The 20,814-nt window shown below is 66.1% G+C and carries 16 protein-coding genes; 10 read left to right on the forward strand and 6 right to left on the reverse strand.

The features are described 5' to 3' along the window. Nucleotides 1-5 precede the first annotated feature (5 nt). The 8 genes from ABQE44_RS17435 (at nt 6) to ABQE44_RS17470 (ending at nt 11,004) form a co-directional block, all read left to right on the forward strand. Nucleotides 6-1,079, forward strand: coding sequence for a tellurite resistance/C4-dicarboxylate transporter family protein (locus tag ABQE44_RS17435; protein ID WP_448391258.1), 1,074 nt, complete (start codon nt 6-8; stop codon nt 1,077-1,079). 79 nt (nt 1,080-1,158) lie between these two features. Next, the gene (locus ABQE44_RS17440) at nt 1,159-2,385 is read left to right on the forward strand and encodes a nitrate/nitrite transporter (RefSeq protein WP_448391390.1); all 1,227 of its coding nucleotides are present in this window, start codon (nt 1,159-1,161) and stop codon (nt 2,383-2,385) included. Continuing rightward, nucleotides 2,382-6,080, forward strand: coding sequence for a nitrate reductase subunit alpha (locus tag ABQE44_RS17445; RefSeq protein WP_448431033.1), 3,699 nt, complete (start codon nt 2,382-2,384; stop codon nt 6,078-6,080). Before ABQE44_RS17440 ends, ABQE44_RS17445 begins: the two co-directional genes overlap by 4 nt. A 34-nt stretch (nt 6,081-6,114) precedes the next feature. Continuing rightward, the gene (gene narH, locus ABQE44_RS17450) at nt 6,115-7,776 is read left to right on the forward strand and encodes a nitrate reductase subunit beta (protein WP_448431035.1); all 1,662 of its coding nucleotides are present in this window, start codon (nt 6,115-6,117) and stop codon (nt 7,774-7,776) included. Further along, nucleotides 7,773-8,453, forward strand: coding sequence for a nitrate reductase molybdenum cofactor assembly chaperone (gene narJ / locus ABQE44_RS17455; RefSeq protein WP_448431037.1), 681 nt, complete (start codon nt 7,773-7,775; stop codon nt 8,451-8,453). Before narH ends, narJ begins: the two co-directional genes overlap by 4 nt. 1 nt (nt 8,454) lies before the next feature. Next, nucleotides 8,455-9,183: a respiratory nitrate reductase subunit gamma gene (gene narI, locus ABQE44_RS17460; RefSeq protein WP_448391262.1), complete on the forward strand. Its 729-nt coding sequence runs from the start codon at nt 8,455-8,457 to the stop codon at nt 9,181-9,183. Nucleotides 9,184-9,315: 132 nt separating this feature from the next. Beyond that, the gene (locus tag ABQE44_RS17465) at nt 9,316-9,966 is read left to right on the forward strand and encodes a helix-turn-helix transcriptional regulator (protein WP_448431039.1); all 651 of its coding nucleotides are present in this window, start codon (nt 9,316-9,318) and stop codon (nt 9,964-9,966) included. A 45-nt stretch (nt 9,967-10,011) separates the two neighbouring features. Next, nucleotides 10,012-11,004, forward strand: a complete 993-nt coding sequence (locus ABQE44_RS17470; RefSeq protein ID WP_448431041.1) for an Acg family FMN-binding oxidoreductase — start codon at nt 10,012-10,014, stop codon at nt 11,002-11,004. A 33-nt stretch (nt 11,005-11,037) separates the two neighbouring features. On the opposite strand, the gene ABQE44_RS17475 is transcribed toward ABQE44_RS17470, so the two are convergent. Next, entirely contained in the window at nt 11,038-11,571 is a 534-nt protein-coding gene (locus ABQE44_RS17475; protein ID WP_448431043.1) for a GNAT family N-acetyltransferase, read from the reverse strand. A 188-nt stretch (nt 11,572-11,759) separates the two neighbouring features. On the opposite strand from ABQE44_RS17475, the gene ABQE44_RS17480 reads away from it, so the two are divergent. Further along, a complete protein-coding gene (locus tag ABQE44_RS17480) occupies nt 11,760-12,647 on the forward strand; it encodes a universal stress protein (protein ID WP_448431045.1) in 888 nt (295 codons plus the stop codon). Nucleotides 12,648-12,658: 11 nt separating this feature from the next. Here the strand turns inward: ABQE44_RS17480 and dosR are convergent, their stop codons facing one another. Both dosR and ABQE44_RS17490 read right to left on the reverse strand, forming a co-directional pair. Beyond that, a complete protein-coding gene (dosR, locus tag ABQE44_RS17485; RefSeq protein WP_448431047.1) occupies nt 12,659-13,306 on the reverse strand; it encodes a hypoxia response regulator transcription factor DosR/DevR in 648 nt (215 codons plus the stop codon). 105 nt (nt 13,307-13,411) lie between these two features. Continuing rightward, the gene (locus tag ABQE44_RS17490; RefSeq protein ID WP_448431049.1) at nt 13,412-14,404 is read right to left on the reverse strand and encodes an Acg family FMN-binding oxidoreductase; all 993 of its coding nucleotides are present in this window, start codon (nt 14,402-14,404) and stop codon (nt 13,412-13,414) included. 265 nt (nt 14,405-14,669) lie between these two features. Between ABQE44_RS17490 and ABQE44_RS17495 the strand changes: the two genes are divergently transcribed. After that, the gene (locus tag ABQE44_RS17495; protein ID WP_448431051.1) at nt 14,670-16,049 is read left to right on the forward strand and encodes a WS/DGAT/MGAT family O-acyltransferase; all 1,380 of its coding nucleotides are present in this window, start codon (nt 14,670-14,672) and stop codon (nt 16,047-16,049) included. A 3-nt stretch (nt 16,050-16,052) separates the two neighbouring features. On the opposite strand, the gene ABQE44_RS17500 is transcribed toward ABQE44_RS17495, so the two are convergent. From ABQE44_RS17500 to ABQE44_RS17510, 3 genes are all read right to left on the reverse strand, one after another. Continuing rightward, nucleotides 16,053-16,487 carry a CBS domain-containing protein gene (locus tag ABQE44_RS17500; protein ID WP_448431053.1) on the reverse strand — a complete coding sequence of 145 codons (435 nt, stop codon included), beginning with the start codon at nt 16,485-16,487 and terminating at the stop codon, nt 16,053-16,055. 86 nt (nt 16,488-16,573) lie between these two features. After that, nucleotides 16,574-19,279 carry a formate dehydrogenase subunit alpha gene (fdhF, locus tag ABQE44_RS17505; protein ID WP_448431055.1) on the reverse strand — a complete coding sequence of 902 codons (2,706 nt, stop codon included), beginning with the start codon at nt 19,277-19,279 and terminating at the stop codon, nt 16,574-16,576. Continuing rightward, nucleotides 19,267-20,733, reverse strand: a complete 1,467-nt coding sequence (locus tag ABQE44_RS17510) for an NADH-ubiquinone oxidoreductase-F iron-sulfur binding region domain-containing protein (protein WP_448431057.1) — start codon at nt 20,731-20,733, stop codon at nt 19,267-19,269. Before ABQE44_RS17510 ends, fdhF begins: the two co-directional genes overlap by 13 nt. Nucleotides 20,734-20,814: the final 81 nt, after the last annotated feature.

The following is a 20,814-nucleotide window of genomic DNA, read 5'->3' on the forward strand; positions in this document are numbered from 1 at the left end:
TGCGCATGTCGAAACGGAGCTCGACACCGACGCAGCCGGAATCGGGTGTGCGCAAGGCCGTACGGACCTTGCACCCCGGCTATTTCGCGCTGGTCATGGCAACCGGGATCGTGTCGATCGCCATGCAGTACAAGGCCGCAGACGCCGTCTCGGTCGCCCTGCTGTGGCTCACCTGCATCGCCTACGCGATTCTCGTCGTATTGAGCTTGGCGCGCGTTCTGGCCTTCCGCACCGAGTTCAGCGCCGACCTCGCCGACCCGCGCCGCGGGTTCGGCATGTTCACGTTCGTCGCGGCCACCAACGTGCTCGGCGCCCGGCTGGCCCTCGACGCCCACTACCGGACCGCGCTGACGCTGTTAGTCGTCGCGGTGGTGGCTTGGGTGGTCCTCGGCTACGTCGTGCCGTGGACCGCGGTCCTCGGGCACCGGTTGCGCCCGACGTTGCACGTCGCCAACGGTGCGTGGTTCATCTGGGTGGTCGCCAGCCAGTCCGTCGCGGTGCTGGCCGCGGTGCTACAGCCCCAACTCGGTTCTGGCCAGCGGGAATTGGCGTTGATCGCCGTGTTCTCCTGGTCGGTGGGGGTGTTCCTGTACGCGGTGGTTGCCGTGCTCGTCATCGTCCGGGTGATGCTGTACCCGTTCCTGCCCGAAGATCTGACCCCGCCGTACTGGGTGGCCATGGGCGCCACCGCGATCACCGTGCTCGCCGGGGCTCGAATCGTCGAGATGGCCGATGCCCCAATGGTTGCTGCCACCCGCGGCCTCATCGCTGGCGCGTCGGTGACCTTCTGGGCCTTCGGCAGCTGGCTGATCCCGCCGCTGATCGCGGGGGGCATTTGGCGGCACTTCATCCACAAGATCCCGTTGCGCTACGACGCGACGATGTGGAGCGTCATCTTCCCGCTGGGCATGTACGGCGTGGGCTCGCTCTACCTCGGGCAGGCCGATCAGCTGCCGGTGGTGGCAGCGATCGGTGGTGTCGAGATCTGGATCGCGCTGGCAGCATGGGCTTGCACGTTCGCGGCGATGATGTACCACCTGCTCACCACCGTCCGGGTCCATGCGGTACGCGATAGCTAGGCGATCTTCTGATTCCTAGGGCCACATCGGTTTACGCCAAAACGGTACTGAGTTCAGCATTCGATGGTTGTCTGGGATGGTGAACACGGCGACCACGCCGAACGCCGGCGCACAACGCATCGTCAACCTGGCGTTGGCAACGTGGGTCTCCGCCATCAACTTCTGGGCCTGGAACATGATCGGCCCGCTGTCGACGTCATATGCCGGGGAGCTGTCGTTGAGCAGCACCGAGGCGTCCATGCTCGTGGCGACACCGATCCTGGTCGGATCGTTGGGCCGGATCGTCATCGGCTCGCTCACCGACCGGTTCGGCGGTCGCGTGATGTTCATCGCGATTTCGCTGGCGTCCATCGTTCCGGTGCTTGCGGTGGGCGCGGCGGGGGCCACCGGTTCCTACCCGGCGTTGCTGGTGTGCGGTTTCTTCCTCGGCATCGCCGGCACGATCTTCGCCGTCGGCATCCCGTTCGCCAACAACTGGTACGAGGCGTCGCGGCGCGGCTTCGCGACGGGCGTGTTCGGCATGGGCATGGTCGGCACCGCGCTATCGGCATTCTTCACTCCGCGGTTCGTCGGCTGGTTCGGGCTGTTTCCCACCCACGTCATCATCGCGGTGGCGTTGGCGCTGACCGCGGTGCTGTGCCTGGTGGCCATGCACGACTCGCCGACGTTCGTGCCGAACACCGACAAGGTGCTGCCGAAGCTGACGGCGGCCGCGAAGCTACGCGTCACGTGGGAGATGTCGTTCTTGTATGCGGTGGTTTTCGGCGGCTTCGTCGCGTTCAGCAATTACCTGCCCACGTATATCAAGACCATCTACGGTTTCTCGGCTGTCGACGCGGGCGCGCGCACGGCCGGCTTTGCGCTCGCCGCGGTGCTGGCCCGCCCCGTCGGCGGCGTGCTCGCCGACCGGTTCGGACCGAAATACGTGGTGCTGACGTCGTTCGCGGGGACCGCACTGCTGGCGTTCATCGCGATGTTCCAGCCGCCGCCGGACGTGTGGTCGGCGGCGACCTTCATCACGTTGGCGGTCTTCCTCGGTATCGGCACCGGCGGCGTGTTCGCCTGGGTCGCCCTGCGGGCGCCTGCGAAGTCGGTGGGCTCGGTCACCGGCGTCGTCGCCGCCGCAGGCGGTCTGGGCGGTTACTTCCCGCCGCTGGTGATGGGCGCCACTTACGACCACGTCGACAACGACTACTCGACAGGGCTGGTGCTGCTGGTGGCCACAGCGCTGGTCGCGTTCACCTACACCGCGCTTCGGCTACACGCGCACGAACCGACGGCAGCCCGCAAGGAGGCCACCCAATGACCACCACACCGCCGCGCACCGGCGGCCGGATCGAGGAACTCCTCGAACGCAGCGGCCGTTTCTTCACCCCCGGCGAGGTCTCCGCCGACGGGCGCACCATCACCCGACGCGGTGGCCGTCAAGGCGACGTCTTCTACCGCGACCGCTGGAGCCACGACAAGATCGTTCGCTCCACCCACGGCGTCAACTGCACGGGTTCCTGCTCGTGGAAGGTCTACGTCAAGGACGGCATCATCACCTGGGAGACCCAGGAGACCGACTACCCCTCGGTCGGCCCGGACCGGCCCGAGTACGAGCCGCGCGGATGCCCCCGCGGGGCGGCGTTCTCCTGGTACACCTATTCGCCGACCCGTGTGCGCTATCCCTACGCGCGCGGCGTGCTCGTCGAGATGTACCGGGAAGCCAAGGCGCGCCTGCGCGATCCGGTGCTGGCGTGGGCCGACATCCAGTCCGACCCCGAGCGGCGACGCCGATACCAACGGGCCCGCGGGATGGGCGGGCTGGTGCGGGTCAGCTGGGCCGAGGCGACCGAGATGATCGCCGCCGCCCACGTGCACACGATCAAGCAGTACGGCCCGGATCGGGTCGCCGGGTTCTCGCCGATCCCGGCGATGTCGATGGTGTCGTTCGCGGCCGGGTCGCGTTTCATCGAGTTGCTCGGCGGGGTGATGACGTCGTTCTACGACTGGTACGCCGACCTGCCGGTGGCCTCACCGCAGGTGTTCGGTGACCAGACCGACGTGCCGGAGTCCGGTGACTGGTGGGATGCGGCCTATCTGATGATGTGGGGCTCCAACGTCCCGGTGACCCGCACCCCCGACGCGCACTGGATGGCCGAGGTGCGCTACCGCGGCACCAAGGTCGTGGCGATCAGCCCGGACTACGCCGACAACACCAAGTTCGCCGACGAGTGGATGCCCTGTGTCGCCGGTACCGACGGTGCGCTGGCCATGGCGATGGGGCAGGTGATCCTCACCGAATGCTATGTGCGCAAACGTGTTCCGTTCTTCGTCGACTATGCGCAGAAGTTCACCGATCTGCCGTTCCTGGTCAAGCTCGAGGAGCGCGACGGCGCGCTGGTGCCCGGTAAGAACCTCACCGCCGCCGACCTGGGCGAAGGGTTCTCCGACCGGGAAAACGCCGCGTTCAAACCGGTCGTGCTCGACGGTGTCACCGACACGGTCGTGGTGCCGCACGGTTCGCTCGGCTTCCGCTACGGCGACGACGGCGTGGGGAAGTGGAACCTCGATCTCGGTGAGGTGGCACCCGCGCTGACCGTCGCGCCCGCACCGGGTGAGCAGGGTGAGGTGGCCGAGGTGGTGCTGCCGCGCTTCGACAGCATCGACGGGCAGGCAGCCACGCTGACGCGTGGCGTGCCGGTGCGCAGGGTAGGGGAGCACCTGGTGTGCACGGTGTTCGACCTGATGCTGGCGCAGTACGGGGTGGTCAGGCCGGGGTTGCCGGGACAGTGGCCGTCCGGTTACGACGACCCCGTGCACCCCTACACCCCAGCGTGGCAGGAGTCGATCACCGGAGTGTCTGCGGCCCAGGCGATTCGGGTGGCCAAGGAGTTCGCCCGCAACGCCGAGGAGTCCGGCGGCCGGTCGATGATCATCATGGGCGCCGGGATCTGCCAGTGGTTCCACGGCGACGCGACCTACCGCGCGGTGCTGGCGATGCTGCTGCTGACCGGGTCGATGGGCCGCAATGGTGGCGGCTGGGCGCACTATGTCGGCCAGGAGAAGTGCCGGCCGGTCACCGGGTGGGCGACGATGGCGATGGCCACCGACTGGTCGCGCCCGCCGCGGCAGATGCCGGGCACGTCGTACTGGTATGTCCACACCGACCAGTGGCGCTATGACGGCTACCGCGCCGACGCGCTGGCCAGCCCGACCGGGCGCGGCAGGTTCAAAGATCGCCACACGATGGATGTGCTGGCGTCCGCGTCGGCGATGGGGTGGAGCCCGTTCTACCCGCAGTTCGACCGGTCCTGCCTGGATGTGGCCGACGATGCGCGCGAGGCCGGACAGGACATTGGCGACTACGTCGCACAACAACTGGCGTCGGGCGAGCTCAAGCTGGCCGTCACCGACCCCGACAACCCGGGGAACTGGCCCCGGGTGCTCAGCGTCTGGCGTTCGAACCTGCTCGGCTCGTCGAGCAAGGGCAACGAGTACTTCCTGCGCCACCTGCTGGGCACCGACTCGAACCTGCAAGCCGATCCCGCGCCGGATAACTTGCGCCCCAACGGTGTTGCCTGGACCGAGGACATCCCCGAGGGCAAGCTGGACATGCTGATGTCGATCGACTTCCGGATGACATCGACCACGTTGCTCTCGGATGTGGTGCTTCCCGCCGCCACCTGGTACGAAAAGTACGATCTGTCGAGCACCGACATGCACCCGTACGTGCATGCGTTCAACGCCGCCATCGACCCGCCGTGGGAGACCAGGTCCGACTACGAGGCGTTCGGGGCGATCGCGCGGACGTTCAGCGCGCTGGCGGCCAAACATCTCGGGAAGCGCACCGACGTCGTGATGGGCGCCATGCAACACGACACACCCGGTGCGATGGCCTATCCCGGTGGCACCGAACATGATTGGCGCGAAACCGGGGAGACCCCGGTGCCGGGCAAGACGATGGGTCCGTTGGCGGTGGTCGAGCGGGACTACCCCGCCGTCATCGACAAATGGCTGACGCTGGGGCCGCTCGTGGACCGACTCGGGTTGACCACCAAGGGCGTGACGTTCCACCCGGACAAGGAGGTCGACGAGCTCGCCGCCAAGTTCGGTGTGATGAACTCCGGTGTCGCCGAAGGACGGCCGGCGGTCACCTCCGCCGAGCGGATGGCCGAGGTGATCCTGGCGTTGTCGGGCACCACCAACGGTCGCCTCGCCGTGGACGGGTTCCGTGACCTGGAGCGACGTACTGGCCGTCGGCTGGCGCACCTGGCGGAGGGCAGCGAGGAGCGCCGAATCACCTTCGCCGACACACAGGCCCGCCCAGTGCCGGTGATCACCAGCCCGGAGTGGTCGGGCAGTGAAACCGGTGGCCGGCGGTACGCGCCGTTCAGCGTCAATATCGAGGAACTCAAGCCGTTTCACACGCTGACCGGTCGGATGCACTTTTACCTCGACCACGACTGGTTGGAGGAACTCGGCGAACAGCTGCCGATCTACCGGCCGCCGCTGGACATGAACCGGCTGTTCGGCGAATCGCAGATCGGCTCGGAGGGGGTGGGCCTGACGGTGCGCTACCTCACGCCGCACTCCAAGTGGTCGATTCACTCCGAGTATCAGGACAACCTGTTGATGTTGTCGCTGTCGCGCGGTGGACCGACGATGTGGATGAGCCCCGGTGACGCCGCGAAAATCGGTGTGGCAGACAACGAATGGGTGGAGGCCGTCAACCGCAACGGCGTGCTGGTGTGTCGGGCGATCGTCAGCCATCGAATGCCCGACGGGGTGGTGTTCGTGTACCACGTCCAGGAGCGCACCATCGACGTGCCGCTGTCCGAGACGACCGGTAAGCGCGGGGGTATCCACAACTCGCTGACCCGGCTGCTGATCAAACCGAGCCACCTGGCGGGCGGCTACGCACAGAACGCGTTCGCGTTCAACTATCTCGGACCGACCGGGAATCAGCGTGACGAAGTGACCGTCGTGAGGCGGCGAAGCCAGGAGGTGGTCTTCTAGTGCGCCAAGCGAAACGTGGAGAGCGAGGCATCAGATGAAGGTCATGGCGCAGATGGCCATGGTGATGAACCTGGACAAATGCATTGGGTGCCATACCTGTTCGGTGACGTGCAAACAGGCATGGACCAACCGTCCCGGCACCGAGTACGTCTGGTTCAACAACGTCGAGACCCGGCCCGGGCAGGGCTATCCGAGACAGTACGAAGACCAGGAACGCTGGCGGGGCGGGTGGATCCGCGACCGCAAGGGCAGGCTGCGGTTGCGTGATGGCGGGCGGCTGTCGAAACTGTTCCGGATCTTCGCCAACCCGAAGATGCCGAACATCTCGGACTATTACGAGCCGTGGACCTACGACTATGACAACCTGATGTCGGCGCCGCTGTCGGACCAGATGCCCGTCGCCCCACCGCGCAGCCTGATCAGCGGTGAACCGATGGACATCTCGTGGTCGGCCAACTGGGACGACGACCTCGGCGGATCACCGGAGATCGTGCCCGGCGACCCGGTGCTCAAACAGGTCAGCGAAGACATCAAGCTCGAACTCGAGCAGACGTTCATGTTCTTCCTGCCGCGCATCTGCGAACACTGTCTGAACCCGTCCTGCGTGGCGTCGTGCCCGTCGGGCGCAATGTACAAACGCAGCGAGGACGGCATCGTGCTCGTCGACCAGGACCGCTGTCGCGGCTGGCGGATGTGTGTGTCCGGATGTCCTTACAAGAAGATGTATTTCAACCACAAGACCGGCAAAGCCGAGAAGTGCACGTTCTGCTATCCGCGTATCGAGGTCGGCCTGCCGACCGTCTGCTCGGAGACCTGCGTGGGCCGGCTGCGCTACCTCGGTGTGGTGTTCTACGACGTCGACCGGGTGCTGGAAGCCGCCACGGTGGAACACGACACCGACCTCTACGAGGCGCAGAAGTCGATCCTGTTGGACCCGCACGACCCCGAGGTGATCGCCGGGGCACACGCCGAAGGCATCTCCGACGAGTGGATCGAAGCCGCGCAACGTTCCCCGATATACGCGCTGATCCACAAGTATCAGGTGGCGCTGCCGCTGCACCCGGAGTACCGCACCATGCCGATGGTGTGGTACATCCCGCCGCTGTCGCCGGTGGTCGACGCGGTCGCCCGCGACGGCCACGACGGTGAGGAACTCGGCAACCTGTTCGGCGCGCTGGAGGCGCTGCGCATCCCGATGCAATACCTGGCGGGGCTGTTCACTGCCGGGGACACCGACATTGTGGAGGGTGTGCTGCAGCGGTTGGCCGCGATGCGCTCCTATATGCGCGACATCAACCTCGGCCGCGAAACCCAGCCGCATATCCCCGAATCGGTCGGGATGACCGAGGAACAGATGTACGAGATGTACCGGCTGCTGGCGCTGGCCAAATATGACGAGCGCTACGTCATCCCGACCGCCTACGCCGTCGACGAGCAGAACCCGCCCGAAGAGTCCGAACTCGGGTGCTCGCTGTCATTCGAAGGCGGCCCGGGCATGTATGAATCGGGCCCGTTCGGCGAGGCCAGCGGCGGGCCGGTACCGGTCGCGGTCGAGACCTTTCACGCCCTGCAGCACCGCCAGACCGCCGACGGTATGGCCGCCAACGCCGATCGACCCTCGCGGGTGAACCTGCTCAACTGGGACGGTCGCGGGGTGCCGTCGGGGCTGTTCCCCGGCGAAGGGGGCGGGGAATGAAGCTCCTGGGCCGCAAACCGGATTCGGCGACGTTGACCGACCGGCTGGTATGGCAGGCGGCGTCGTTGCTGCTGTGCTATCCCGACGACCGGTGCTTCGAGCGTCTGCACACCGTCGACGAACTGCTGGCGCACATCGGTGACCCGGCCGCGACGCTGCTCGGCCGCACCGCTGCGGCGCTGCGGCACACCGATGCGACCACCGCGGCCGCCCGTTACGTCGAAACCTTCGACATGCGGCGCTCTTCGACAATGTATCTGACCTATTGGACCGCCGGCGACACTCGCAACCGCGGCCAACACATGCTGGCGTTCAACACCGCGTACCGCGATGCTGGCGTAGCGCCGCCGTGCAAGGAAGCCCCCGACTACCTTCCGGTGGTGCTGGAGTTCGCCGCGACCGTCGACCCGGTGAGCGGGCGTCGTCTCCTGGTGGAGCACCGCGTCCCGATCGACGTGCTCTATACGTCGCTTCACGACACCGGTTCGCCGTACGCACCCGCCGTCGCCGCGGTGCGCACCACGCTGCCGCACCCCACCGACCGGGAGACCCAGCGCGCCCAGCGGCTAGCCGAGGCCGGTCCGCCCGCCGAAGCCGTTGGGCTGGAACCGTTCACGTTGACCGTGCCGCCCCGTCGGGCGGGTGTTGGCGGAAGCGCTACCGAAGGAGCTCGCTGACATGTCGGGTTGGGTGATCTTCTGGGACGTGGTGCCGTACGTGACGCTGGCCGTCGTCGCCATCGGGACATGGTGGCGGTACCGCTACGACAAGTTCGGCTGGACCACGCGATCGTCACAGCTCTACGAATCGCGACTGTTGCGCATCGGCAGCCCGATGTTTCACTTCGGCATCCTGGTGGTCATCGTCGGGCACATCATCGGCCTGGTGATCCCCGAGTCGTGGACTGACCTGGTGATGAGCGACCACGTCTACCATCTGCAGGCCATGGTGCTCGGCGCGATCGCCGGGATCACCACGCTGGGCGGCATCGCGCTGCTGGTGTACCGGCGGCGCACCACCGGCCCGGTGTTCTTGGCCACCACGGTCAACGACAAGGTGATGTACGCGGTGCTGGTGCTGGCCATCGTGGCGGGACTGGCCTGCACGCTGATCGGGGCCACACCCGTTGGCGCCGAACATGATTACCGCGAGTCGGTGTCACCGTGGTTCCGGTCCATCTGGATTCTGCAGCCCCGTGGGGATTTGATGGTCACCGCGCCGTTGTGGTTCCACATCCACGTGATGATCGCGCTGGTGCTGTTCTGCCTGTGGCCGTTCACCCGGCTCGTACACGTGTTCAGCGCACCCATCGCCTATCTGTTCCGCCCCTACATCGTGTACCGCAGCCGCGACGTGGCGGGTAAGGGCGAGTTGGTCGGATCGCATCCGCAACGCCGCGGCTGGTGACGCCACGGCCTCTGCCCGGCGAGTGTGGGGTTGTGCCACGCGCTGAGGCTCGACGGCGTCCCACAAACCCACATTCGAGCCCGGTTTCCCGATGTTTCGTTGTTACGAGTAAACTTGGATAAACTTCCGGGCATGTCTGCCGGTCGTCGCGAAGATGTGCTCGCGACACTGCGCGCCACCGACGAGCCGATGAGCATCGTCGCGATCGCCGACAAGCTCGACGTGCACCCCAACACGGTCCGGTTTCACCTCGACACGCTGGTCGCCGACGGCCGCGCCGAACAGGTCGAACCCGAGCGGCGCGGGCCGGGCCGCCCGCCGTCGATGTTTCGCGCCGTACACGGCATGGACCCCGGCGGTCCGCGGCGCTATCAGGTGCTCGCCGAAGTTCTGTTGCTCAGCCTGGCCGGCCAGCGCAACGCGGCGGACAAGGCGGCCGCCGCCGGGCGTGCGTGGGCCCGCAGAATCAGCCAGCGCGACGGCCGCACCGTGGTCAGCGCGGACCAGTCGGCCCGCCGGCTCGTCAAGTTCCTCGATGAGCTCGGCTTTGCCCCGCGGTTACGCACGGTCGGCGGGAAGCGCCGGGTGGACCTGCGGCACTGCCCGTTCCTCGAATTGGCCGAGCACAGCACTGACGTCGTCTGCCCGGTGCACCTCGGGCTGATGCGCGGCGCGTTGGAGGCGTGGAACGCACCCGTCACGGTCGAGAAGCTCGAACCGTTCGTCGAACCCGATCTGTGCCTGGCGCAGCTGCGCGTCGAAAAAGTCCCCAGTCCGCAGTGACTTTGTTCCCTTGCCTACCTTTGCGGGCCGGGCGATGCTGGAGGCATGAGTACCCGCTTGCCGGATCATCGAACGATCCACACGGTCTTGTCGCTGGGCGTCAGGGCGCCGTCGATCCACAATACCCAGCCCTGGCGGTGGCGGGTCGGTGCCACGAGCTTGCATCTGTATGCCGACACCAGCCGGCACCTGCCGAACACCGACCCGGACAGCCGTGATTTGCTGCTGAGCTGCGGCGCGGCGCTGCATCACACGGTGATCGCGCTGGCCGCGCTGGGCTGGCAGGCGAAGGTCAACCGGCTGCCGGATCCGCTGCAGCCGGACCATCTGGCCAGCATCGAAGTGCAGCGGCACACCGCCACCGAACTCGATGTGGCGCTCGCGGCCGCGATACCGCGCAGGCGCACCGACCGTCGGCTCTACAGCTGGTGGCCGGTGCCGGCGGCCGATATCACGTTGATGGGTGCGCGGGCAGCCCGCGCGGGCGTGGTGTTGCGACAGGTCGAAGCATTGCCGAAGCTGCAGGGCGTCGTCGCGGAGGCGGCCTGGCGGCACGCGCTCGACCAGGATTACCTCACCGAGTTGGCCACCTGGACTGGGCGTTACGCCGCCGTGTCCGGCGTCCCTGCGCGAAGCACGCCGCCGTCGGATCCGTTGTCGCCGATCCCCGGGCGCGTGTTCGCCGGGCCCGCTCTGGCCCAACCCGAAGACGCCGACCCGACCGACGACAGCGCGGTGGTGCTGGCTCTCGGCACGATGGACGACAGCAGCCTGTCGCGACTGCGCGCCGGTGAGGCCACCAGTTTGGTCCTGCTGACCGCGACCGCGCTGGGGCTCTCGAGTTGCCCGATCACCGAACCGCTGGAGTTTCCCGAAACGCGAGAAGCCGTGCGAAGCGACGTTTTCGGCGACAGCGCCTATCCGCAGATGTTGCTGCGGGTGGGATGGGCGCCGGTCAACGCCGACCCGCTACCGGCGACTCCTCGGCGCCCGCTGTCCGAAGTGGTGACCGGCCTCGACGGCTCGGTCTTCGAATAGTGCACGGGTAACCGCGGCGTCATCGCACTCCGCCTATCCGCCCACTTTCCTCAGGTCGATGACGACATGCATCACCGGACCGTCGAGGTGTCTGGTGCACGACAACCCGGATTCCGACATCATCTTCAGCATCAGGTGGTTTTCGGCCAGGACGTCGGCGATCAGATGGCGCACACCGGAGTCTTCGGCGATTTGCCCGAGTTGTCGAAGCAGTGCGGTACCGACTCCGCGCCGATGTTGGTTGTGCGCGACGACGATCGCAATCTCGGCATCGTCGGCGTCCTCGCACCGGATGTAGTTGGCCACGCCCAGGAGTGCAGCCTCATCGAAGGCGCCCAGCGCGTATCGGTTTTCGGACTGTTCGACGATGGACAGGGCGCAATCCGTCAAATGCGCTGGGTGGACTGTGAAGAAGCGGAAGTAGCACTCATCGTCGCTCAGCGTTGTGTAGAGGTTGATGACCGCGTCAGCATCACGGAACGTCAAGCGGCGGAGCACGATGCGCGTCCCGTCCAGAAGTGTGGCGTCCCAGTTTCGGTGCACCGGTGGGCCGTCCCTTGCAGACACGATCTACCGATCGGGTCGACCGCGCCGCAGTGCGGATACTTCGGATACTTCGGGCATATCGGACAGTATTGCGCTCAGGTCTTTCGGCCATCACGGAGGTGACCAATGGCCCCGGAATAAACGGGGGCTGCCCAATAACGTCTCATTTGAACTGATCGAACTCGCAGCATCCGGCAGGAGAGTGTGAAATGCCCACGAGGTCGAGGTATGACGGCATTGTCGTCGGTGTCGATGGATCACCGCCCGCGAAGGCAGCCGTCGAGTGGGCAGCGCGTGAAGCCGCGATGCGCAACCTCCCGCTGACCATCGTCCATGTGATCCAGTCGCCTGCGGTGCAGATGTGGCCCGAGGTGCCCACGCCACCCGACCTGATGAGGCTACTGGAAGAGAACGGGCAGGTCATTCTGCGTGACGCCGATGAGATGGCCCAAGAAGCCGCCGGGGAGTCGACGGTCGACGTACAGACCGAGATGATCGTCGCCGGCGTGCTGTCCACTCTGATCGACGTATCCAAGGAAGCCACGATGGTCGTGGTGGGTTGCCGCGGACTCGGGGCGATCGGGCGACGTCTGCTGGGTTCGGTGAGCGCAGGCCTCATTCGCCACGGGGGCTGTCCGGTCGCGGTGATCCACGACGAGGACCCGCCGACACCGGAGCGCACAAATGCGCCCGTAGTCGTCGGTATCGATGGTTCGCCGGCCTCCGAGAGGGCCACGGCCATCGCATTCGATGCGGCGTCGCGCCGCGGCGTGCACCTTGTCGCGGTGCACGCCTGGAGCGATTTCGGGGTGGCCGAACTGCCCGGGGTCGAATGGTCCGACGTCCAAACCCAAGCCGAGGAGGCGCTCGCCGAGCGGCTGGCGGGCTGGCAGGAGCGCTATCCGGATGTCAAGGTGGAGCGCGTCGTCGTACTCGACCGGCCTGCACGTCAACTGCTCGAGCAGGCTGAGAAGGCGCAACTGACGGCGGTCGGGAGCCACGGTCGCGGTGGCTTCGCCAGAATGCTCCTCGGCTCGGTCAGTACGGCGGTCGCAGAGTCCGCCCGTACGCCGGTGATCGTCGCACGCCCGTCCTGACCAGGCTCAAGCTACTTGTGGGTATCTGACGATCGATCCAGTTTTGAAACGAAGACCGCCGCTTGGGTGCGACGTTGCATGCCGAGCTTGGCTAGCAGCCGCGACACATAGTTCTTGACCGTCTTCTCGGCTAGAAACATCCGCGCAGCGATCTGTTTGTTGGTCAATCCCTCGCCGAGCAGGTTCAGCAGCACGCGTTCCTGCTCGCTGAGATCCGCGAGTGGATCGGCCAGTTGGGCGGCCCCGCGCAATTTGGCCATCAACGCCGCCGCCGCCCGGTTGTCGAGCAGGGAACGGCCAGCGCCGACATCTTTGACGGCTTGGGCCAGTTCCATGCCCTTGATGTCCTTGACGACGTACCCGCTGGCGCCGGCCACGATCGCATCCAGCATCGCTTCGTCGGAGGTGAACGATGTCAGCATGAGGCAGCGCAAATTGGGCAGGCGCGACAAGAGATCCCGGCATAGTTCGATGCCGTTACCGTCGGGCAACCGCACATCAAGCACCGCAACATCGGGTTGTAACGCGGGTATGCGGGCCATCGCTTGTGCAACCGATCCGGCCTCGCCGACGACCTCGAGGTCGGGATCGGAGTCGAGCAGATCGATCAGGCCCCGGCGCACAACCTCATGGTCGTCCACGAGAAAGACCTTCACCATGTGACGCCCTCCGAACTAGCGCTGAACAAGGAACGTTGCTCTCACAATACGTTCCGCGATTTGCTGATAAGTGGAGAACAACAGGCATTCGGTGCGGCTGTCCGGTTATCGTGGCTGGTCGCGGATCTCGAGCACCTCGTCGATCGGCCGCCGCGGTGTCGGCGGAGGCGGGTCCTCGTGCGCCGGGGCCACGCCGACGCGGACCAGAATCTGCGGGGTGGTGGTCTGGCCGATCAGGCTCGAGACGATGTCGCGGCTCGCCCACAGTTCGGTGATGTGGGTGAGTGGGCATGTCGCCAAGCTTTGCATCGTGGCCTCGAGCAGGACGGCCGAAAGCATCTCGCCGCACTCGAGGACGCTGGTGCGGTCGTTGGCGTGCGTAGATAATACGAGGATCTTGGACTGGTCATACCCGAACTCCAACCGCCTGGCTTCGTGGGGTACGCGCGGGAAGTCACGTCCGATATCCACGCGTTCGGCTTCGGAATCGGACACCAGTGTGCTGTGTGGTACACCGTCGATGGACTCGAATGGCCCTGTCCACCAGGAGAGTTCGGAATGATACGAGGTGTCGTAGAGACGTAATGATTCGGTGAGTCGCGAGGCGTGCGCGAGCTCCGGACGTAGTTCGTCGGCGATGACATCCAGTCGTACAGCCCTGGACGTCACAGATCTGTGTAGCTGCGCCTGAACCAAATCCCAGTCCGGCGGGGCCGTGAGGGGCAGCCGGTCGGTCCGTCGGCGCAGTATCGCGTCTGCGCGGCGACGGTGCCCCTCGGTGATCAGCTCCATCGGCCGGAAGTCGATCGAAGCCAGATGTAGGGGATTGTTCGGGTTGGGAAGTCTGTCGACATTGGCCTGCCAGCCCGCCGCGGCCGAGGCCACCCGTAAGTGGTCCAGTGCGGCGCCACAGCCCAGGAGCGCCTCGCGACCCGAGTGGTCGGTCGAGTAGAGGACGCGGTCCTTGTCGAGAAACAGTTGAAGCGTGTCGGCCTCGGCAACCCATCGCCACGGCTGACTATTGAACAGCGACGGGGCGCGGCACGCCAACTGCACGACGTCCTTGATCACGTCTTGTTCCACCCGGGTGCGACCCATGCTTCCAGGTTGATACACCCCACCCCGGCAACGCCAGGGTCTATGGTCCCTAAGCGCGGAACTAAGGGCCCTGGGGCGACCAGTTCGCGCAGGCGAGCCTGGTCGTCAAGCCGTCCATCTCTTTCAGATGCCGCCCTGGACTGTCTCACCGTATCGCGGCCGGTCATCGTCGGGTACGTACCGAATGGTGCGGAGGTCCTCGTCCTCTTCGGTACGGGACCTCTGGCCCTTCCATCGCCTCCTTCGCGGGCGCAAGAGTCGACACATGGAGCACCTGAGCACTCTTGACGCGGGCTTTCTCGAAGCCGAAGATTCTGATCCGCACGTCAGCCTTGCGGTCGGCGGTCTGTCGGTCATCGAAGGGCCAATGCCCGACTACGATTCGCTTGTTGCCGGCATCGGTCAACGCGTACTCGCGGTTCCCCGGTTCCGACAACGTCTGCACACTCACCGCCTTGATCTCGAGGCCCCGGAATGGGTGGAAGACCCCGACCTCGATCTGACCCGCCACGTCCACCGCGCCGCGCTGCCACATCCGGGCGATGACACGGCGTTGTTCCGGTTTGTCGCCGACGTCATGGAACGGCGGTTAGACCGGGAGAGACCTCTGTGGGAATGTTGGATTATCGAGGGCCTGGCCGGCGACCGGTGGGCGACCTTGATCAAGATCCACCACTGCATCGCCGACGGGATCGCGACGATGCAGATGCTCTCAAGCCTCAGCGACGAGGGTGAGAGCGACACGTTCGCATCCAAGATTCGGGCGGCCAACGAGCCGCACCAGCAACCCAACCTCGTGCCCCGGCTGAGCCTCAATCCGCTTGATTGGGCCAGCGGGGCCTGGCACGCCGCGAGCACGGTCACCAGAGCAGCGGGTCTTGTATTGGAAGGGGCGGTTGAGATCACCTCGAGCCTCTTGCGTCCGGCAGCGCCGTCGCCCTTCGTCGGCCCGCTGACCACGATGCGACGGTACAGCGCGGTGCGCGTGTCACTGGCTGATGTGTCGAAGATCCGAGCGACATTTGATGTGACACTCAATGATGTCGTGCTGGCCGCTATTACGGATAGTTTCCGGCTAGGTCTTATTCGTCGTGGCGTGGAGCCCAGACGCAATTCACTGCCGACACTGGTGCCGGTGTCGGTGCGTTCGAACGAGGCGATGAGCGAGGCCGACAATCGGATTTCGGTGATGCTTCCGTACCTTCCCGTCGACAAGTCGGACCCTGTCGAGCAACTGCGAGCGGTGCACGATCGGCTGACCACCGTAAAGAGCAGTGGTCAGCGGCAGGCATCGTCGGTGTTTGTCGCCGCGACGAACGTCGTTCCTTTTCCCTTGACGGCCTGGGCTGTTCGAGCGTTGACCCGATTGCCGCAGCGCGGTGTCGTAACAGTCGCGACCAACGTGCCCGGGCCTCGTCACCAGATGCACGTCATGGGGCGAAAAGTGCTGGGGGTATATCCGATTCCGCCAATTGCTGTTCAGTTGCGAACCGTCATCGCGATCTTGAGCTATGCCGAAGAACTGGTCGTCGGCATCACCGCAGACTACGATGCCACACCGGACGTCGATGAACTGGCGCGGGGCATCGAACAGGGCATCGCGCGGTTGGCCGCGTTGAGTCAGGAAACCGAGGAGCTGGCCTAGCGCTTAGTGGCTGGTCAGCGCCTTGGGGGCGCAGATCGCTTTGACGAACTGCGCGATCTCATGCTCGGGAAGCTGCCGCGCAACGTCGGCCTCGCTGACGATACCGACCAGTCGATGACTCTCGATCACCGGGAGACGACGCACCTGATGCTCTTCCATCATCAGCAGCATCTCTTGAATGTCGGCTCCCACATCGACGTGATAGGCGCTGCCCTGCGCTAGTTCCCCGGCAGTCATGACATTCGGATCATGACCAGCGGCAACACATTTGATGACGATGTCACGATCGGTGATCATGCCGTGCAGGCGGTCGTCGTCTCCGCAGATCGGCAGCGCGCCGACACCAAGATCACGCATGTGCTGAGCCGCTGCGGCGAGGGTTTCGTGTTCGCCGATACAAGTGGCGCCGGCGTGCATGACGTCGCGAGCCGTAGTCATGGTGGTCCTCCTTGCTCGTCGGGGGCGAGACCGGTTGGTACCGCCTGAGACGACTTTATGGCCGAAGGGTCGCCTTGATTAGGGTCTTAAGACCTGTCACGCCGGACAATTGGCCTGGGTGGGCCCGAGGGGTCGACCTTCACCGCCGTAATTTTGTACTCCGGGGTGTGGGTCGTGCGATCGCGCCCTGGCCCGGTGATTGTATTCACGGGTACGGCTGGGTCGTGGAAGCTGGCGAACACCGTTCCCGTTTGCATGCGGTCGCTGATGCGGCACGGCAGCACGAGCGTGCCGTACCTGCTCTGTACAGAGACTCCCGCGCCATCGCTGACGCCCAGTCGCTGCGCATCCTCCGGTGAAATTTCGAGCGCGGCACCTAGGGTCAACGCGGCGGTGGCCGCCCGCCCGGTCATCGTGCCTGCGTTGAACGCGTACAGCTCACGGCCGGTGATCAGCACCAGCGGGTAGCCGTCGCTCGGTTGTTCGGCACTCGGCCGGTGATCGATGCGTCGCAACATGGCACGCGCCCCGATCCCCGGGAACGTGTCGCGGTGCAGCAGCGACGTCCCCGGGTGGTCCTCGTCGAGGCAGGGCCACTGCAGGCCGCCGGGCCTGTCGAGCCGGTGATAGGTGATCCCCGCACCGGCGGGCCAGAGGCGCCGGATCTCATCCCAAATGTCGTGTGCACCCCGGTAGGAGAAGTGGCCGCCCCATCCGAAGGCGGCGGCGGCCTCGCACAGGATGTCGGCGTCGGTCTTGACGACGCCCGGCGGGGGAACCGCGCGGCGGATCCGCTGAATCCGGCGCTCGGAGTTCATGAACGTGCCGTCTTTCTCGAACGACGATGCGGCCGGGAGGAAGACCGTTGCGAAGCGCCGCGCCGTCTCGGTGAGAAAGAGATCCTGAACCACGAGCACCTCGAGCGCGGCGAGTGCCCGTTCGACCGATGCGGTCTGCGGCTGCGTGAGCAGGATGTCCCAGCCGACAACCCATAACGCGTCGAGCCGGCCGTCCTCGGCGGCGTCGAGCATCTCCATCGCATCGAGTCCGCGCACCTCGGGCACGGGTGCGCCCCATACCGCGGCGGCGCGCTCACGGCCATCGGCCAGGGCGATCATGCCGGTCAGATGGTGTGGCTCACATCCCATGTGGGCCGAGCCCTGCACATTGTTCTGTCCGCGAAGCGGATTGCACCCGGAGCCGGGCTTGCCGATGTTTCCGCTGAGCAGGGCCAGGTTGGCGAGACACATCACGGCGTCGGTGCCCTGGACATGCTCGGTGACCCCGAGACCGTGGAAGAGCATGGATGGGCCTGGTCCGGCATAGAGCCGGGCGGCGCGTCGCACATCGGCGGGATCCAACCCGGTGGTCGACGAAACCCGTTCGGGTACATAGGCGGTAGCGAAATCGCGGAACGCGGGGAAGTCGTCCACCCGCCGGGCCACGAACGCCTCGTCGACAAGGCCTTCGTCGATGATCGCGGCCGCGATCGAATTGAGCACCGCCACATTCGTTCCCGGGCGGGGCCGCAGGTGCACGTCGGCGTAGTCGGCGAGTTCGATCCGGCGCGGGTCGATGACGACGAGGTTGGTGCCGCGCAGCGCGGCCTGCTTGATGCGGGCGCCGACGATCGGGTGGGCCTCCGTGGTGTTGGACCCGCACACCACGATGGTATTTGCGATTTCGATGTCGTCGAATGAGTTGGTGGCCGCGCCGGTACCGAATACTGCCTTGAGGCCCGCAGCCGACGGTGCATGGCAGACCCGGGCGCAGCAATCCACATTATTGGTGCCGAGCACGACGCGCGCGAACTTCTGGGTGAGGTAGTTCTCCTCGTTGGTGGCGCGCGCCGAGCCCAGGACGCCGACCGCCGTCGGCCCGGCACGCTCGATGACGCGACGAAAGCCGCGTACCGCGACCTCGATGGCTTCGTCCCAGCCAACCGGCACCCATTCCCCCGACGAGCTGCGCAGCATCGGGGTGGTGATCCGGTCGGCTGAGGCGGAAAAGCCGAAGCCGTACCTGCCCTTCACGCACAGGTGGCCGCGGTTGACCGGGGCATCATGGGCGGGAACGGCTTCCACGATCCGCCCGTTGCGGCTGCCGACCATCATTTCGCATCCGACGCCGCAGTACGGGCATGTGGTTCGAGTCCATTCGGTGGCCGACTCGGCTTGAACAGCGTGCACGTCGGTCAGGGCATTGGTCGGGCACGTGTCGACGCACGCGCCGCACGATACGCAGGTGCTGTCGGCCAGCGTGCCGCCCGAGTCCGGGATGACGTGGGAGTCGGTGCCGCGACCGGTTATGCGCCAGGTGAATTGGCCCTGCACCTCGTCGCAGATCCGCACGCAACGCCAGCACGAGATGCAGTGGTTGAGGTCGACGCGGATGTTGGGGTGCGACGAGTCCACCCGGCGCGGGTCCGGTGTTCCCGTCGCCGACACCCCGTGGTCTGCGAGCATGCGATGCAACGGAAGTTCTGGATCGACGGCAACAGAATTGCCGGGGTAGCACCGAGTAAGCATGGACAGCAGGGTTTTTCGCAACTCGCGCAGCTCACCTGTCGTCGTTTGGACCACCATGCCCTCGGTCACCGGCGTGGTGCAGGCGGGCGTGGGGCGATCGGCGTCGTCGATCGTCACCACACACAACCGGCAGGCTCCGGCCGGGGCGAGGCGCGGGTCGTGGCACAACGCCGGGATGTCGATCCCGGCGCTTGCCGCCGCCTCGAGCACCGAAACGCCGGGCGCACAGGAGACGGTGGCGCCGTCAATGATCAAGCGCGGCACGAGTCGAGGTCCTCCCCGTAATGGGTCATCACGCTGCGGGCGAACGCCGCCAACCCGCTGCCATGACCGCACAGGCTCGTCGCCGCCAGTGCCCGCACCGTGGACCGCCACTCGGCGTCACCAGCCTCGTCCAAGACCCCCGAGAACAGCTGCTCGATCCGGGCGGCGCCGACGCGGCACGGTGTGCAGGCGCCGCAGGATTCGTAGGCGCCGAACCGAAAGACGTGATGCACGAGTTCACCGACCGGTGTGGTGTCGTCGAACCCGATGATTCCCCCGTGGCCGACCTCGGCTCCGATGCCGCGCAAGTCGTCGAAGGTGAACGCAACGTCGAGCAGCGTGGGCGGGACGATTCCGGCCAGCGGGCCGCCGACGATCACACCCCTCAGGTCATCGTCGACGAGCCCGCCGCCGAGCCCTTCGACTATCTCTCGCAGCGGGATACCGAACTCGACTTCATAGAGCCCCGGCCGGCGGAACAGCGAGTTCAACGACACCACCTTCGTGCCTGTGCTGGTGCCTGACCCGAGTCGGGCATATGCGGTGCCGCCGTGACGAAGAATCCATGGCACAGCGGCGAGCGTCTCGACGTTGTTCACCACGGTCGGCACACCATGCAGACCGGACTGCGCGGGATAAGGTGGGCGCGCGCGCACCATCGGACGCCGTCCCTCGAGGGCATTGAGCAGCGCAGTCTCCTCGCCGCAGACGTAGCTGCCCTTGCCCTCCACCACGCTGACCGTCAACGGGGGTCCGTGCCCGAGAAGTGCGTCGCCGAGAATTCCGGCGGCTTCGGCCTCGGCCACGGCGGCGCGAACCGTGGCCAGCGCCCGCGGATACTCGCGGCGCACGTAGATACATGCCCGCTGCGCACCGATGGCGACCGCCGCGATCGCCATCCCTTCGAGCACGGCGTGCGGGTCGCCTTCCAAGAGATACCGGTCGATGTACGCACCAGGATCGCCTTCGTCCGCGTTGACGACGAGAACGCGTGCGCCTTCGGGTTGCGCTCGGGCAGCGCGCCATTTGCGGGCGGTCGGAAAGCCTGCCCCACCACGGCCGCGGAGCCCGGAACTGCCGATTTCGGCCAGCGTTGCCTCGGGTCCCGAGGACAAAGCGCGGGCAAGGCCCACGTACCCCGCGTCGGCGCGGTAGTCACGCAGCTGCGGAGAAGAACCCCGGCTGATTCTGGCGAGTATCACTGCGGTGTCACAAGCGATTTCGACCGCGGGACCAGGCAGATCGCCTGCGGCAGCAGGACCCGCGAAGCAGCGCCCCAGGCAATAGACGCGAGGATCGGACGCATCGGCCTCGGCCCAGCGCGCCGGGTTCCGTTGTCGGGCCACAAAGCACGCCGTGCCCTGACAACACTGTGTGCCGATCGTGACATCGGCAAGGTGGTAGAAGGACGCGTCCTGTGCTGGTCGCCGTTCGTCATGCCGTTGGCGTGGCATGCAGCCAGTCTTGACCGCGACCGACCCGCGCCACAGGGCCGAAAGTCCCGGAGGGCTCAGGGAGAATGACTCTGGCGGCCC

The organism is Mycolicibacterium sp. XJ2546, assembly GCF_053483195.1.

What these genes read in the sequence shown, in the direction of transcription:
- ABQE44_RS17490 (WP_448431049.1), bottom strand. Translation starts at nt 14,404, where the DNA reads ATGGGTCGCACCCGGGTGGAACAAGACGTGATCAAGGACGTCGTGCAG.
- narI (WP_448391262.1), top strand. Translation starts at nt 8,455, where the DNA reads ATGTCGGGTTGGGTGATCTTCTGGGACGTGGTGCCGTACGTGACGCTG.
- ABQE44_RS17465 (WP_448431039.1), top strand. Translation starts at nt 9,316, where the DNA reads ATGTCTGCCGGTCGTCGCGAAGATGTGCTCGCGACACTGCGCGCCACC.
- dosR (WP_448431047.1), bottom strand. Translation starts at nt 13,306, where the DNA reads ATGGTGAAGGTCTTTCTCGTGGACGACCATGAGGTTGTGCGCCGGGGC.
- ABQE44_RS17445 (WP_448431033.1), top strand. Translation starts at nt 2,382, where the DNA reads ATGACCACCACACCGCCGCGCACCGGCGGCCGGATCGAGGAACTCCTC.
- ABQE44_RS17510 (WP_448431057.1), bottom strand. Translation starts at nt 20,733, where the DNA reads ATGCCACGCCAACGGCATGACGAACGGCGACCAGCACAGGACGCGTCC.
- narJ (WP_448431037.1), top strand. Translation starts at nt 7,773, where the DNA reads ATGAAGCTCCTGGGCCGCAAACCGGATTCGGCGACGTTGACCGACCGG.
- narH (WP_448431035.1), top strand. Translation starts at nt 6,115, where the DNA reads ATGAAGGTCATGGCGCAGATGGCCATGGTGATGAACCTGGACAAATGC.
- ABQE44_RS17470 (WP_448431041.1), top strand. Translation starts at nt 10,012, where the DNA reads ATGAGTACCCGCTTGCCGGATCATCGAACGATCCACACGGTCTTGTCG.
- ABQE44_RS17435 (WP_448391258.1), top strand. Translation starts at nt 6, where the DNA reads ATGTCGAAACGGAGCTCGACACCGACGCAGCCGGAATCGGGTGTGCGC.
- ABQE44_RS17495 (WP_448431051.1), top strand. Translation starts at nt 14,670, where the DNA reads ATGGAGCACCTGAGCACTCTTGACGCGGGCTTTCTCGAAGCCGAAGAT.
- ABQE44_RS17480 (WP_448431045.1), top strand. Translation starts at nt 11,760, where the DNA reads ATGCCCACGAGGTCGAGGTATGACGGCATTGTCGTCGGTGTCGATGGA.
- ABQE44_RS17500 (WP_448431053.1), bottom strand. Translation starts at nt 16,487, where the DNA reads ATGACTACGGCTCGCGACGTCATGCACGCCGGCGCCACTTGTATCGGC.